Here is a 14,873-nt window from a genome sequence, read left to right as displayed (position 1 = left end):
CCGCCGTGGTCCCCGTCCTCGTCGGGGCCGGCCATTCACGGGGCGCCCCAGGAGTTCACACAGCATGGGGGTGTCTGTGGCGCGTATCCGGGTTCTGGTGGTCGACGACCACCGCATCTTTGCCGAGTCCCTCGCCGCCGCGCTGGCGGCCGAACCGGACGTCGACGTGTCGGCGGCGGGCAGCGGTCCCGCCGCGCTGCGCTGTCTGGAGCGCGCGTCCGCCGAGGGGCGGCGTTACGACGTGATGCTGGTCGACGCCGAGCTGGGCATCCTCGCCGCGAACGGCGTCCGCACCGTGCCCGCGCCGCGAGCCGCACCGGACGGCGGGCCCGGCCCGGGCGGCCCGGTGGACGGCATCTCACTGGTGACGGGGGTGCGTGCGACCCAGCCGCACATCCGCACGGTGGTGCTGGCCGAGCGGGACGACCCCCGCAGGGCGGCGATGGCGCTCCAGGCCGGCGCGTCGGGCTGGGTCGCCAAGGACTGCTCGCTCCAGCGGCTGCTGACGGTCATACGGGGTGTGCTGCGCGACGAGACGCATCTGCCGGCCGCCCTGCTGACCGGGGTCCTGCGGGAGCTGACGGCGGCCCGCAAGCACCGCACCGAGAGCGAGCAGCTCGTGGAGTCGCTGACCCCGCGCGAGCGGGAGGTGCTGCGCTGCATGGTGGCGGGCCTGGGCCGCAAGGCGGTCGCGGAGCGGCTCTTCCTGTCCCCGCACACCGTGCGGACCCACATGCAGAACGTGCTGGGCAAGCTGGGCGTGCACTCGACGCTCGCCGCCGTGGCGCTGGCCAGGCGGGCCGGGGTGGGCCCGGCGCCGCTAACCGGGGATGTTGTCGAACGGGGCGGTCAACTGGCGTAGCAGCCCGGCCAGTTCGGACCGCTGCTGGTGGGAGAGCTCGCCCAGGATGGCCCGCTCCTGGTCGAGCAGTCCGGCCAGCGACTGGTCGGCCTTGTCGCGGCCGAGGTCGGTCAGCCGCACCAGGACACCGCGGCGGTCGCTCGGGTCGGGCAGCCGCTCCACCAGATTCTTCTTGGTGAGCCGGTCGATGCGGTTCGTCATCGTGCCCGAGGTGACCAGCGTCTGGGTCAGGAGCTGGCCGGGGGAGAGCTGGTACGGGGCACCCGCGCGCCGCAGGGACGTCAGGACGTCGAACTCCCAGGGCTCCAGGTGGTGCTCCGCGAAGGCGATCCTGCGGGCCCGGTCCAGGTGCCGGGCCAGGCGGGAGACGCGGCTCAGGACCTCGAGTGGTTCCACGTCGAGGTCGGGGCGCTCACGGCGCCATGCAGCGACCAGTCGGTCGACCTCGTCCTCCATGTCGATCAGTGTAGATGGTCCCTCGACATGAAGTCTCTTGAATTCAAGTGTCTTGACATCAAGATATTTTCTTGGTGATCCTGATCCCATGACCGCACCCACCTGGGACCCCCGCCAATACCTCCGCCACGCCGACCACCGCACCCGCCCCTTCCACGACCTCCTGGCCAGGATCGGCCCTCTGCCCCATGAGCCCGCACCCCGCATCGCCGACCTCGGCTGCGGCGCGGGCAACGTCACCGCCCTCCTCGCCGCCCGCTGGCCGGAGGCCCGCGTCACCGGCTACGACAACTCCCCGCAGATGCTGGAGCGCGCCCGCACCCATGCCGGACCCCTCCTCGACTTCGCCGAGGCCGACGCCGGCACCTGGGAGCCCACGGAGACGTACGGCCTGATCGTCTCCAACGCCCTGCTCCAGTGGGTCCCCGGCCACACCGGCCGCTTCCCGCGCTGGCTGGACGCCCTCGCCCCCGGCGGCACGCTCGCCTTCCAGGTGCCCGGCAACTTCGACGCCCCCAGCCACACCCTCATGCGCGAACTGGCCGGATCCCCCCGCTGGCAGGGGCGCCTCGGCGGCCTCCTGCGCCACGGTGACGCCGTGCACAGCCCCGCCGTCTACCTGGAACACCTCACCGCGCCCGGCCGCACCGTCGACGTCTGGGAGACCACCTATCTGCACCTCCTCCAGGGCGAGGACCCCGTCCTCGACTGGGTCAAGGGCACCGGCCTGCGCCCCCTCCTCGACGCCCTCGCGGACGACCCCCAGGCCCGCGACGCCTTCCTCGCCGAATACCGCGACCGGCTCCGCACCGCCTACCCGGCCGGCCCGCACGGCACGGTGTTCCCGTTCCGCAGGATCTTCGCGGTGGCCCGCACCGCCGGGTGAGCGCTCAGAGCGCGTCGAGGGCCTCCGGCGAGATGTCGACATCGACGGGGAAGGGAACACCGGCCTTGAGCCGGTCGTGGTGGATGCCCGTCAGGGCGTACGTCTTGTTCACCGGGTCCAGCTCGTAGACCCGCACGACCGGGTGCTTGTCGCTGCCGGCCATCTCGACCAGCCAGAAGTTCAAGATGCCCGCCGCCGCGTACTTCTGCGGCTTGGCGTCACGGTCCCGGGCCTCGGAGTCGGGGGAGACCACCTCGACGGCGAGGAGCACGTCCGCCGCCTCGAAACGCGTCAGCTCCGGCCCGGTGACCGCCTCGGCCCGGACGACACACAGATCCGGCTCGGGCGCGTTGCGCCGGTCGAGGACGACTGTCATCTCCCTGACGACCTTCAGCTCGCGCGGCGCACCGCTGCGAAGCCCGTAGGTCAGCAGGTCGATCATGCGGCTGTGAAAGATGCGCTGCGGACTCACAAAGACCAGGCTCCCGTCGAGCAATTCCGTGTGCGGCGGGAGATCAGGCAGCGTGAACAGGTCGTCCACGGTGTATCCGTCCTGCGGGGGCACCGGCCAGCGGCTGCTGTGCCCGGTGATCGGCTCGGCGGTCATGGTTCCTCCCATGGACGGGATTCTGGTCCTGCCCCACCACAGTAAGGTCCGGTTCGCGACCCCGTCATCACAACGAGTGATCACGCGCGCACCGCGGCCGGGCTCAGCTCTTCCGGTGCCCTATCAGACGCGGCTTCGACTCCAGGTTCTCCAGCCCGTGCCACGCCAGATTCACCAGATGGGCGGCGACCTCCGCCTTCTTCGGCTTCCGCACGTCCAGCCACCACTGGCCGGTCAGCGCGACCATCCCGACCAGTGCCTGGGCGTACAGCGGGGCCAGCTTCGGGTCGAAGCCCCGGGCCTTGAACTCCAGGCCCAGGATGTCCTCGACCTGCGTCGCGATGTCGCTGATCAGCGACGCGAAGGTGCCCGTGGACTGCGCGACCGGCGAATCACGCACCAGGATCCGGAAACCGTCCGTGTACGTCTCGATGTAGTCGAGCAGCGCGAAAGCGGCCTGCTCCAGCAGCTCGCGCGGATGCCCCGCCGTGAGCGCCCCCGTCACCAGGTCCAGCAGCTGGCGCATCTCACGGTCGACCACCACGGCGTACAGGCCCTCCTTGCCGCCGAAGTGCTCGTACACCACCGGCTTGGAGACCCCGGCGCGCGCCGCGATCTCCTCCACCGAGGTGCCCTCGAACCCCTTGTCGGCGAACAGGGTGCGGCCGATGTCGAGCAGTTGCTCCCGGCGCTCCTTACCCGTCATGCGGACCCGCCGGGCCCGTCGCGTGGGGGCAGGCATGCTCTTCTCGCCGCTGGTGCTTCCGTCGGTCGCCACGTCGTCAATCATGCCGGGTCGGCGGCCGCGGGCTTGCGCCGGGAGGCGATACGCGAGGCATCGGGCCACCGCACGTCGTGCGCCCAGCCCAGCTTCTCGAACCAGCGGATCAGCCGGGCACTGGAATCGATCTGGCCCCGCATCACCCCGTGGCGCGCGCTCGTCGGATCCGCGTGGTGCAGGTTGTGCCAGGACTCGCCGCACGAGAGGACCGCGAGCCACCACACGTTCCCCGACCGGTCACGCGACTTGAAGGGCCGCTTGCCGACCGCGTGACAGATCGAGTTGATCGACCACGTCACGTGGTGAAGGAGCGCGACACGGACCAGCGAACCCCAGAAGAACGCGGTGAAGGCACCCCACCACGACATCGTGACCAGACCGCCGACCAGCGGAGGAATCGCCAGCGACAGAATCGTGAAGCTCAGGAAGTGACGCGAGATCGCACGGATCGCCGGGTCCCTGACCAGGTCCGGGGCGTACTTCTGCTGCGGGGTCTGCTCCTCGTTGAACATCCAGCCGATGTGGGCCCACCACAGGCCCTTCACCAGCGCCGGCAGGTTCTCGCCGAACCGCCACGGCGAATGCGGGTCGCCCTCCGCGTCGGAGAACCGGTGGTGCTTGCGGTGATCGGCCACCCACCGCACCAGCGGACCCTCCACCGCCATCGAACCCGCGACGGCCAGGGTGATACGGAGCGGACGCTTCGCCTTGAAGGAGCCATGGGTGAAGTAGCGGTGGAAACCGATCGTCACGCCGTGGCAGCCCCAGTAGTACATGAAGACCAGCAGACCCAGATCGAGCCAGCTGACACCACGGCCCCAGGCCAGCGGCACCGCCGCGACCAGAGCCGCGAACGGCACCACGATGAACAGCAGCAGCGCGATCTGCTCGACCGAACGCTTCTTGTCACCACCCAGCGTGGCGGAGGGCGCGGAGGTACCGCCTGCCGCCGCCGGCAGGCCGTCGTCGATCACATCGGGACTGGTGGGCATCGGGAGTCCCCCGTGGGGTGAGGAAATATGACGAAATGAGTAGGCTACGCATGCGTAACCTACGGCAACGTAAGTATGGCAGCGACCAGGCCCGCGACACGAGAGCGGCGCCGCTCCAACCCTTGGGGGAACCGGCCCGCGACACCACGACCGACCACCCCCAAGGGCAACGAGCACGCCCGCCCCGAGGACACCTATCCTGGGTGGGTCGGACAGCGCGGTCCGCACTCTGCATATCCGGGGTGACCCGTCAGCACCGCGAGCGCCCCGGCCCCCCTGACAGACGTGCTCAACCACTGCAAGGAGCCGCACACTGTGAGCAGTGCCGACCAGACCCCCGCCGCCAGCACCGAACTGCGGGCCGACATCCGCCGCCTCGGCGACCTGCTGGGCGAGACCCTCGTACGACAGGAGGGCCAGGACCTCCTCGACCTCGTCGAGCGCGTCCGCGCCCTGACCCGCGAGGACGGCGAGGCAGCAGCCGAACTCCTCGGCGACACGGACCTGGAGACCGCCGCACAGCTCGTGCGCGCCTTCTCCACCTACTTCCACCTCGCCAACGTCACCGAGCAGGTCCACCGCGCCCACGAGATGCGCGACCGCCGGGCCGCCGAGGGCGGACTCCTCGCCCGCACCGCCGACCGCCTCAAGGACGCCGACCCCGACCACCTGCGCGAGACGGTCAAGAACCTCAACGTCCGGCCGGTCTTCACCGCACACCCCACCGAGGCCGCACGCCGCTCGGTGCTCAACAAGCTCCGCCGCATCGCCGAGCTCCTCGAAACCCCCGTCATCGAGGCCGACCGCCGACGCCAGGACATCCGCCTGGCCGAGAACATCGACCTCATCTGGCAGACCGACGAACTCCGCGTCGTCCGCCCCGAGCCCGCCGACGAAGCCCGCAACGCCATCTACTACCTCGACGAACTCCACGCCAACGCCGTGGGCGACGTCCTGGAGGACCTGGCCGCCGAACTCGAGCGCGTCGGCGTCGAACTCCCCGCCGGCACCCGCCCCCTCACCTTCGGCACCTGGATCGGCGGCGACCGCGACGGCAACCCCAACGTGACGCCCGCCGTCACCTGGGACGTGCTGATCCTCCAGCACGAGCACGGCATCACCGACGCCCTCGAACTCGTCGACCAGCTGCGCGGACTGCTCTCCAACTCCATCCGCTACACCGGAGCCACCGACGAGCTCCTCACCTCGCTCCAGACCGACCTGGAACGCCTCCCCGAGATCAGCCCCCGCTACAAGCGGCTGAACGCCGAGGAGCCCTACCGCCTCAAGGCCACCTGCGTCCGCCAGAAGCTCGTCAACACCCGCGAGCGCCTCGCCGCCGGCACCGCGCACCGCCCCGGCTGCGACTACCTCGGCACCGCCGAACTCATCGCCGACCTGGCCCTCATCCAGACCTCCCTGCGCGAACACCGCGGCGGACTCTTCGCCGACGGCCGCATGGACCGCACCATCCGCACCCTCACCGCGTTCGGCCTCCAGCTCGCCACCATGGACGTCCGCGAACACGCCGACGCCCACCACCACGCGCTCGGCCAGCTCTTCGACCGCCTCGGCGAAGAATCCTGGCGCTACACCGACATGCCCCGCGACTACCGGCAGAAGCTCCTCGCCAAGGAACTCCGCTCCCGCCGCCCCCTCGCCCCCACCCCGGCCCCGCTCGACGCCGCCGGCGAGAAGACCCTCGGCGTCTTCCACACCATCAAGCAGGCCTTCGAGCGCTTCGGCCCCGAAGTCATCGAGTCCTACATCATCTCGATGTGCCAGGGCGCCGACGACGTCTTCGCCGCCGCCGTCCTCGCCCGCGAGGCCGGACTCATCGACCTCCACGCCGGCTGGGCCAAGATCGGCATCGTCCCCCTCCTCGAAACCACCGACGAACTCCGCGCGGCCGACGTCATCCTCGACGAAATGCTCGCCGACCCCTCGTACCGACGCCTCGTGTCCCTGCGCGGTGACGTCCAGGAGGTCATGCTCGGCTACTCCGACTCCTCCAAGTTCGGCGGCATCACCACCTCCCAGTGGGAGATCCACCGCGCCCAGCGCCGCCTCCGCGACGTCGCCCACCGCTACGGCGTACGCCTGCGCCTCTTCCACGGCCGCGGCGGCACCGTCGGCCGCGGCGGCGGCCCCTCGCACGACGCGATCCTCGCCCAGCCCTGGGGCACCCTCGAGGGCGAGATCAAGGTCACCGAACAGGGCGAGGTCATCTCCGACAAGTACCTCATCCCCGCCCTCGCCCGCGAGAACCTGGAACTGACCGTCGCCGCCACCCTCCAGGCCTCCGCACTCCACACCGCACCCCGCCAGTCCGACGAGGCGCTCGCCCGCTGGGACGCGGCCATGGACACCGTCTCCGACGCCGCCCACGCCGCCTACCGCAAGCTGGTCGAGGACCCCGACCTGCCGACCTACTTCCTCGCCTCCACCCCGGTGGACCAGCTCGCCGACCTCCACCTCGGCTCGCGGCCCTCCCGCCGCCCCGGCTCGGGCGTCTCGCTCGACGGACTCCGCGCCATCCCGTGGGTCTTCGGCTGGACCCAGTCCCGCCAGATCGTCCCCGGCTGGTTCGGCGTCGGCTCAGGTCTCAAGGCCCTGCGCGAAGCCGGACTCGACACCGTCCTCGAAGAAATGCACGAACAGTGGCACTTCTTCCAGAACTTCCTCTCCAACGTCGAGATGACCCTGGCCAAGACCGACCTGCGCATCGCCAGGCACTACGTCGACACCCTCGTCCCCGACGAGCTCAAGCACGTCTTCGACGTCATCGAGGCCGAGCACGCGCTCACCGTCCAGGAAGTCCTCAAGATCACCGGCGGCAAGGAACTCCTCGACACCAACCCGGTGCTCCAGCAGACCTTCGCCATCCGCGACGCCTACCTGGACCCGATCTCCTACCTCCAGGTCTCCCTGCTCGCCCGCCAGCGCCAGGCCGCCGAACGCGGCGAGGAGCCCGACCCGCTGCTCGCCCGCGCCCTACTGCTCACCGTGAACGGCGTCGCCGCAGGCCTGCGCAACACCGGCTGACGAACACCGGCACCGCCGGCCCGTGACGAAGAACGGCGGGTGCGGACCTGTCAGAGAGCGACGAACGTCGCCATCAACAGGACCGCACCCGCCGTTCCCGTACCCCACGCCGTCCGCGTCAGCCGCAGCCCTCCGCCGATCATCAGCGCGGCCATCAGCAGCGCCCCGCCCAGCGGCACCCAGGCATGCAGAAAGCCCGGCACACCCGTCCTCACCACATCACCCGTGCCGGGCTTCACCACCACGGGGAAACGGTCGCCCTTCTGCGCCGCCACCGACCGCTCGATCCTCACCTCGGACCGGTCCTGCGCATCCGCGTCGGGCGAGAACGACCCCGAGCACGCGTCCTCACCGCACTCCGTCACCACCATCGTGCCGTGCTCACGACCCTTGGCCAGGACTATGTGGTGCGCCGTGTCCCACGACGCCCACACACCTGCGACCAGCAGCAACAGGACGACACAGCCCGCGGCGAACGTACGGCCATGAGCCAGCATCCGGTGCGAGGAACTCCGCTTCATGGACGCCGATCCTTGGGCAGAGCGCTCCCCTCGGTCAACCTGTGGCCGAAAAACACCCAACTACCGACAGGAATGTCAGGAGTTGTACGCCGACTGAGCCCGCTCCAGCCCCTCGTCCAGCAACGACTCCACCGCATCCGCCGCCCGGTCCACCAGATACGCGAGCTCCTTGCGCTCCGCACCCGAGAAATCCTTCAGCACGAAATCCGCGACCTGCATCCGCCCCGGCGGCCGGCCGATCCCGAAACGCACCCGGTGATAATCCGGACCCATCGCCTTCGTCATCGACTTCAGCCCGTTGTGCCCGTTGTCACCGCCGCCCAGCTTCAGCCGCAGCATCCCGAAGTCGATGTCCAGCTCGTCATGCACCGCCACCACATGATCCGTGGGGACCTTGTAGAAGTCCCGCAACGCCGTCACCGGACCACCCGACAGATTCATGTACGACATCGGCTTCACCAGCACCACCCGGCGGCTCGACGGCCCCGGCGGGCCGATCCGCCCCTCCAGCACCTGCGCCTGAGCCTTCTGGGCCCGCTTGAACGAGCCCCCGATCCGCTCCGCGAGAAGATCGGCGACCATGAACCCGACATTGTGCCGGTTCGCCGCGTAGTCGGGGCCGGGATTGCCGAGGCCCACGATCAGCCAGGGGTCGGTGGCGTCGGACATCAGAGCTCGGTCTCCTCGCAGTGCGTACACACAGGTCGAAACAGGGAAACGGGGCGGCGGAACCCCGGAAGGGAACCGCCACCCCGTCAGTCAAGCAGGTGGGGCGAGGCTCAGGCCTCGGCAGCCTCGGTCTCGGCGCCCTCGGCCGGGGCCTCCTCGGCCTGCGCGGCCACGACCTGGAGCACGATGGCGTCCTCGTCACCGGCAAGCACGGCACCCTTGGGCAGCTCGATGTCCTTGGCGACGATCGAGTCACCCGCGTCCAGACCGGCGACGGAGACCGTGACCGACTCGGGGATGTGGGTGGCCTCGGCCTCGACGAGCAGGGTGTTCTGCACGTACTCCAGCAGGTTGGCACCCGGCGCCAGGTCGCCCTCGGCGTGCACCGCGATCTCGACGTTGACCTTCTCGCCGCGCTTCACGGTCAGCAGGTCGACGTGCTCGATGTTGCCCTTGAGGGCGTTGCGCTGCACAGCCTTCGGGATCACCAGGGCGTCCTTGCCGTCGATCTCGAGACCGATCAGGACGTTCGCCGTACGGAGCGCGAGAAGCAGCTCGTGACCCGGCAGGTTGATGTGAACCGGCTCGGCACCGTGGCCGTAGACCACACCGGGAACCAGGTTGGCACGACGGGTACGACGGGCAGCGCCCTTGCCGAACTCCGTACGGACCGTTGCGTCGAGCTTGATCTCAGCCATGCTGCACTCCTCGTAAGGTGACGAAAAACCGATGGTCACCCGGCCCACGACAGGCCTGCTACGAAGAGCGCGTCGATAACGGACCACCGATTCCCATGACCACGCATGAGAACGGCCTCCCTCGCCGAGCAACTCACTGAGTCTACCCGGCGGGGAGGCCGCACCCAAAGTCGATCACCCGCAGGCGGTCGTCCGGGGATCGCCCTCCGGAGGGAGGTCACCCGAAGGTGATCAGCCCTGCTCCTCGAAGAGGCTCGTCACCGAACCGTCCTCGAACACCTCACGCACCGCACGCGCGATCGTCGGCGCGATCGAGAGCACCGTGATCTTGTCGATCTCCAGCTCGCCCGGCGTCGGCAGCGTGTCCGTGAACACGAACTCGCTCACCTTCGAGTTCTTCAGACGGTCCGCGGCGGGGCCGGAGAGCACCCCGTGCGTCGCCGTCACTATGACGTCCTCGGCACCGTGCGCGAACAGCGCGTCCGCAGCGGCACAGATCGTGCCACCCGTGTCGATCATGTCGTCGACCAGGACACACACCCGGCCCTCGACGTTACCGACGACCTCGTGGACGCTGACCTGGTTCGGCACGTCCTTGTCGCGGCGCTTGTGCACGATCGCCAGCGGCGCGTCCAGACGGTCGCACCAGCGGTCCGCGACCCGCACCCGGCCCGCGTCCGGGGAGACCACCGTCAGCTTCGACCGGTCGACCTTCGCACCCACGTAGTCCGCCAGGATCGGCAGCGCGAACAGGTGGTCCACCGGACCGTCGAAGAAGCCCTGGATCTGGTCCGTGTGCAGATCGACCGTGAGGACACGGTCCGCACCCGCCGTCTTCATCAGGTCCGCCACCAGGCGGGCCGAGATCGGCTCACGGCCACGGTGCTTCTTGTCCTGACGGGCGTAACCGTAGAACGGCACGATCACCGTCACCGACCGCGCCGACGCACGCTTCAGCGCGTCCAGCATGATCAGCTGCTCCATGATCCACTTGTTGATCGGAGCCGTGTGGCTCTGGATCAGGAAGCAGTCGGCGCCACGGGCGGACTCCTGGAAGCGGACGTAGATCTCACCGTTGGCGAAATCGAAGGCCTTCGTCGGCACGAGGCCGACACCCAGCTGGTGCGCGACCTCCTCGGCCAGCTCGGGGTGGGCGCGGCCGGAGAAGAGCATCAGTTTCTTCTCGCCGGTCGTCTTGATCCCGGTCACAGCACAGTCTCCTCAGACGTGTATCTGGCACCGCACGCATGTGTCCCGATGTGCGACGAGCCAGCCGAAATGGGTGAGCATCTATCACGGTACGCCGCCTTTGGCGCACCTGTTTCCGGTCAGCTTTCGCCGTCGGTCTCCCGTGCGGCAGCCTGAGCGGCCTGAGCCGCCGCGCTCCCGGGACGCTTCCGGGCGACCCAGCCCTCGATATTCCGCTGCTGGCCCCGGGCGACGGCCAGCGAACCTGCCGGCACATCCTTGGTGATGACCGAACCGGCGGCCGTGTAAACGCCGTCCCCCACCGTGACAGGCGCCACAAACATATTGTCCGACCCGGTCCGGCAGTGGGACCCGATCGTGGTGTGGTGCTTGGCCACCCCGTCGTAGTTCACGAAGACGCTCGCGGCGCCGATGTTCGTGTGGTCGCCGATCGTCGCGTCCCCGACATAGCTCAGGTGCGGCACCTTCGTGCCCTCGCCGATCGTCGCGTTCTTCATCTCGACGTACGTCCCGGCCTTCGCCTTCGCGCCGAGCCGCGTCCCGGGCCGCAGATAGGCGAACGGACCCACGGTCGCCCCCGGGCCCACCTCGGCGCCGTCGGAGACCGTGTTGTCCACCCGGGCGCCCGCGTGGACCACGGTGTCCTTCAGGCGAGAGTTCGGGCCGACCTCGGAGTCCTCCGCGAGGTGGGTCGAGCCGAGCAGCTGTGTACCGGGGTGCACGATCGCGTCACGCTCGTACGTCACCGTCGCGTCGATCAGGGTCGACGCCGGGTCCACGACCGTCACGCCGGCCAGCATCGCCCGCTCCAGCAGCCGCTCGTTGAGCAGCCGCCGGGCCTCGGAGAGCTGGAGCCTGTTGTTGATGCCCAGGATCTCCCGGTGGTCGCCCGCCACCGAGGCCCCCACACGGTGCCCGTCCTCACGCAGGATCGACAGCACGTCGGTGAGGTACTCCTCGCCCTGGCTGTTGTCCGTGCGCACCTTGCCGAGGGCCTCGCTCAGCAGCCGGCCGTCGAAGGCGAAGACGCCGGAGTTGATCTCCCGGATCGCGCGCTGGGCGTCGGTGGCGTCCTTGTGCTCGACGATCTCGGTGACGGCACCGGTGGCCGCGTCACGGACGATCCGGCCGTAGCCGGTCGAGTCCGGGACCTCGGCGCTCAGCACGGTGACGGCGTTCGCGTCGGCGGCGTGGGTGGCGGCCAGTGCGGAGAGCGTCTCGCCGGAGAGCAGGGGGGTGTCGCCGCAGACCACGATCACGGTGCCCTCGACGGTCCCGCCGAGCTCCTCGAGAGCCATGCGGACGGCGTGGCCGGTTCCGTTCTGCTCGGCCTGGTACGCCGTGCGTACGGGGGTCTCCCCGGCGGAGAGGTGAGCGGTGACCTGCTCGCTGGCGTGGCCTACGACCACGACGAGGTGCCGGGGGTCGAGCTCACGGGAGGCGGCGACGACATGTCCGACGAGCGAGCGCCCGGAGATCTCGTGCAGGACCTTGGGGGTCTTCGACTTCATGCGGGTGCCCTCACCCGCTGCGAGGACGACGACGGCGGCCGGGCTGATGGCGCTCACGGATGTGCCCTTCGGCTTCGGGTGGTGGACATCCGCAGGATACCGGGGGCGTATATGCCCGAAACGAGCGCGGGCCCCGACCGGTGAGGTCGGGGCCCGCATGAGGTGCTCCCGGGGAAGGAATCGAACCCTCATTCAATAGACCAAAACTATTTGTCCTACCATTAGACGACCCGGGATGGTTTGGCACCTATATCCGTTTTCGCTCCTCGGACTTGAGTGCAGCCCCTACTATGCCGCACCACGAGCCCTCGATGCGACGGTACAGGTCCGCACTTTTCAGAACTCGGACCACGAGGCAACCCCGGTAGCCCTCCCCCGTGTTCTTCCGGTTCGTCTTCGGGGAGTGCTTCTTGAGCGTGGTCTTACCGAACGCGGTCGGCGCGGCGCCTGTGAGGTCGGCCCAGTAGTGCTCTGCGGCCGCGACGTCGGCGGTCTCGTGGATGTGTACGTGGAACCGGAGGTGTTCCGGTGGTACGCCCAGGAGGCGTAGCCATGTGAGGTACGCCGAGATCATGTCCGGGTCGCTGTTGATGAACGTGACCCTCTCCTGGGGTCGGTGAGGTTTGGATTTGGAGCCCTCTGCCCAGTAGAGCGCGACCCCGATGGCGAACAGCTCTCGGTCGGTCATGGTCGCGAACTCGGCCGCTGCGTCCCGCTTCGTCGTCTGGCGTTCTGCTTCACGTCGCTGGAGGGTGGCTTCCCAGCCGCGTCGTGCGATGGCAGACGCTTCTTCTCGTGTTCGTTTCCGGGTCGGCTTCGGCAGGTCCCGGACCCAGAGCGAGATGGACCCCTTGGAGCACCCCAGCTCGACTTGGATCTGGTCGTAGGTCATCCCCTGGAGCCGCAGCTCCCGGGCCTTGGCTCGCAGGTCGTCCTTCGCGTTGGGGCGCTTCGTCCACTCCGGGGCGGGCTCGCCCTCCAAGAGGCGGTTCAGGATGTCGTTGTTGTCGACGTGCAGCCTGTCTCGGATCTGGCGGCGGCTGAGGCCCTCTCGCCGCAGCGCGACCGCCTTCTCCCGCAGCCCCTCGAAGTCCGCGTACTTGCCACTGGCATGTGTCAGACGGACAGCGTCGTCCGGAATGCGGACGTCCCGGGGCGAAAGGATGCTCGGTTCACCGGATCGTGCGATTACCTACGTTTACGGCTTGACCAGTCACTTTCTGTGCTCTTGGAGTCTCCGGAAAAAGAGATGCGCCCGCCCGTACGCTGGATGCCATGACCGCAACGGGGGCAGACCAGGAAGCGGCGGGGCAGACCACCCGCGGCTACTGGTGGTGGGAGCGGCGGCGCAGTGTCGCCCTGGACGTGGGACTGGCGCTTCTTTCGGCGCTGGAGTGTGCGCTGGAGGGGGTGGAGTTCGCCGGGGACACCGGGCTGCCGGTGCCGCTGGCGGTGCTCTTCGGGCTGGCGGCGGGGTCGGTGCTGGTGCTGCGCAGGCGGTGGCCGATCGCCGTGGTGCTGGTGTCGATCGCGACGACGCCGGCCGAGATGGGCTTCCTGATGGGGATCGTCGGGCTGTACACCCTGGCGGCGTCCGACGTCCCGCGCCGGATCACGGTCGTGCTGACGGGGATGACGCTGGTCGGCACGTTCATCGTGTCGTACGTGCGGCTCCGGCAGAGTGTGGACGCCCACGCCGACTTCGGGCCCGGGTTCTGGTACGTCCCGGTGGTGTCCCTCTTCATGTCGCTGGGGCTGACGGCGCCCTCCGTGCTCTTCGGGCTCTACATCGGGGCCAGGCGCAGGCTGATGGAGAGCCTGCGGGAGCGCGCGGATTCGCTGGAGCGGGAGCTGTCGCTGCTGGCGGACCGTGCGGAGGAGCGGGCCGAGTGGGCGCGTACGGAGGAGCGGACGCGGATCGCCCGGGAGATGCACGACGTGGTGGCGCACCGGGTGAGTCTGATGGTGGTGCACGCGGCGGCGTTGCAGGCGGTGGCTCCGAAGGATCCGGCGAAGGCGGTGCGCAACGCGGCGCTGGTGGGCGACATGGGCCGGCAGGCGCTGACGGAGCTGCGGGAGATGCTCGGGGTGCTGCGGAGCGGGGACGCGCTGGTGGCCCCGCGGTCGGGCCGGGTGCCGCTGGCGTCGGTGGGGCGTGCTGCCGCGGAGGTCGCGGAGGTGCTGGTGGAGGACGGGCCGCGTCTGCGTGAGGTGGAGGTGCTGGTGGCGCAGTCCCGGGATGCGGGGATGACGGTGGAGCTGTCGGTGGAGGGGGAGCTGCGTCCGTATGCCCCGGAGGTGGAGCAGACCGCGTACCGGGTGGTGCAGGAAGCGTTGACGAATGTCCACAAGCATGCGGCGGGGGCGAGGACGTGGGTGCGGCTCGCGCATCGGGGGTCCGAGGTGGCGATGCAGGTGGAGAACGGTCCGTCGGACGGTGCGGCGGCGGACGCGGGTCTGCCGAGCGGGGGTAACGGTCTGGTCGGGATGCGGGAGCGGGTGCTCGGGCTCGGGGGTGTGTTCGTGTCGGGGCCGACGGACGCGGGGGGTTTCCGGGTGTCGGCGGTGCTGCCGGACGGCGGGGCGACGGCGGTCTGAGGGCGTGGGGGGCCTTCCCCGAGGCCTGTGCGGTCCTC

The 14,873-nt window shown here is 69.5% G+C and carries 14 protein-coding genes and 1 tRNA gene; 4 read left to right on the top strand and 11 right to left on the bottom strand.

Annotated features, from left to right (window positions below):
* The first annotated feature begins 64 nt into the window (after positions 1-64).
* Positions 65-862 (top strand): response regulator transcription factor, encoded by a 798-nt coding sequence (locus AMK10_RS33990; RefSeq protein WP_198959852.1) that lies wholly within the window; start codon positions 65-67, stop codon positions 860-862.
* Here AMK10_RS33990 and AMK10_RS33985 read toward each other — a convergent pair.
* Entirely contained in the window at positions 821-1,318 is a 498-nt protein-coding gene (locus tag AMK10_RS33985; RefSeq protein WP_073753174.1) for a MarR family winged helix-turn-helix transcriptional regulator, read from the bottom strand. The two genes, AMK10_RS33990 and AMK10_RS33985, sit on opposite strands and share 42 nt — an antisense overlap.
* 88 nt (positions 1,319-1,406) lie before the next feature.
* Between AMK10_RS33985 and AMK10_RS33980 the strand changes: the two genes are divergently transcribed.
* Positions 1,407-2,204, top strand: a complete 798-nt coding sequence (locus tag AMK10_RS33980) for a trans-aconitate 2-methyltransferase (protein WP_073753173.1) — start codon at positions 1,407-1,409, stop codon at positions 2,202-2,204.
* Positions 2,205-2,208: 4 nt separating this feature from the next.
* Here the strand turns inward: AMK10_RS33980 and AMK10_RS33975 are convergent, their stop codons facing one another.
* From AMK10_RS33975 to AMK10_RS33965, 3 genes are all read right to left on the bottom strand, one after another.
* Entirely contained in the window at positions 2,209-2,811 is a 603-nt protein-coding gene (locus AMK10_RS33975) for a Uma2 family endonuclease (protein ID WP_073753172.1), read from the bottom strand.
* A gap of 103 nt (positions 2,812-2,914) precedes the next feature.
* Entirely contained in the window at positions 2,915-3,601 is a 687-nt protein-coding gene (locus AMK10_RS33970) for a TetR/AcrR family transcriptional regulator (RefSeq protein ID WP_073753171.1), read from the bottom strand.
* Positions 3,598-4,584 (bottom strand): acyl-CoA desaturase, encoded by a 987-nt coding sequence (locus tag AMK10_RS33965; protein WP_073753170.1) that lies wholly within the window; start codon positions 4,582-4,584, stop codon positions 3,598-3,600. Before AMK10_RS33965 ends, AMK10_RS33970 begins: the two co-directional genes overlap by 4 nt.
* 315 nt (positions 4,585-4,899) lie before the next feature.
* Here AMK10_RS33965 and ppc point away from each other — a divergent pair, with 315 nt between their 5' ends.
* Positions 4,900-7,629, top strand: coding sequence for a phosphoenolpyruvate carboxylase (gene ppc / locus AMK10_RS33960; protein WP_073753169.1), 2,730 nt, complete (start codon positions 4,900-4,902; stop codon positions 7,627-7,629).
* Between the two features lie 50 nt (positions 7,630-7,679).
* Here the strand turns inward: ppc and AMK10_RS33955 are convergent, their stop codons facing one another.
* From AMK10_RS33955 to AMK10_RS33925, 7 genes are all read right to left on the bottom strand, one after another.
* The gene (locus tag AMK10_RS33955) at positions 7,680-8,150 is read right to left on the bottom strand and encodes a hypothetical protein (RefSeq protein ID WP_073753168.1); all 471 of its coding nucleotides are present in this window, start codon (positions 8,148-8,150) and stop codon (positions 7,680-7,682) included.
* Positions 8,151-8,225: 75 nt separating this feature from the next.
* Complete coding sequence (gene pth / locus AMK10_RS33950; protein WP_073753167.1) at positions 8,226-8,819, bottom strand: aminoacyl-tRNA hydrolase; 594 nt, start codon at positions 8,817-8,819, stop codon at positions 8,226-8,228.
* Between the two features lie 110 nt (positions 8,820-8,929).
* Positions 8,930-9,517: a 50S ribosomal protein L25/general stress protein Ctc gene (locus AMK10_RS33945; RefSeq protein ID WP_073753166.1), complete on the bottom strand. Its 588-nt coding sequence runs from the start codon at positions 9,515-9,517 to the stop codon at positions 8,930-8,932.
* A 231-nt stretch (positions 9,518-9,748) separates the two neighbouring features.
* Entirely contained in the window at positions 9,749-10,726 is a 978-nt protein-coding gene (locus AMK10_RS33940) for a ribose-phosphate diphosphokinase (RefSeq protein WP_073753165.1), read from the bottom strand.
* 119 nt (positions 10,727-10,845) lie between these two features.
* A complete protein-coding gene (gene glmU / locus AMK10_RS33935; RefSeq protein ID WP_073753164.1) occupies positions 10,846-12,294 on the bottom strand; it encodes a bifunctional UDP-N-acetylglucosamine diphosphorylase/glucosamine-1-phosphate N-acetyltransferase GlmU in 1,449 nt (482 codons plus the stop codon).
* A 108-nt stretch (positions 12,295-12,402) separates the two neighbouring features.
* A tRNA-Gln gene (locus tag AMK10_RS33930) sits at positions 12,403-12,473 on the bottom strand.
* 11 nt (positions 12,474-12,484) lie between these two features.
* Positions 12,485-13,357, bottom strand: a complete 873-nt coding sequence (locus AMK10_RS33925) for a hypothetical protein (RefSeq protein WP_073753163.1) — start codon at positions 13,355-13,357, stop codon at positions 12,485-12,487.
* 155 nt (positions 13,358-13,512) lie between these two features.
* On the opposite strand from AMK10_RS33925, the gene AMK10_RS33920 reads away from it, so the two are divergent.
* A complete protein-coding gene (locus AMK10_RS33920) occupies positions 13,513-14,835 on the top strand; it encodes a sensor histidine kinase (RefSeq protein WP_073753162.1) in 1,323 nt (440 codons plus the stop codon).
* The last annotated feature ends 38 nt before the right edge of the window (positions 14,836-14,873 follow it).

The sequence above is a fragment of the Streptomyces sp. CB02058 genome (assembly GCF_001905505.1).
In the GTDB taxonomy this organism is placed as follows: Bacteria; Actinomycetota; Actinomycetes; order Streptomycetales; family Streptomycetaceae; genus Streptomyces.
This window is presented reverse-complemented; position numbering and strand designations above follow the sequence as displayed.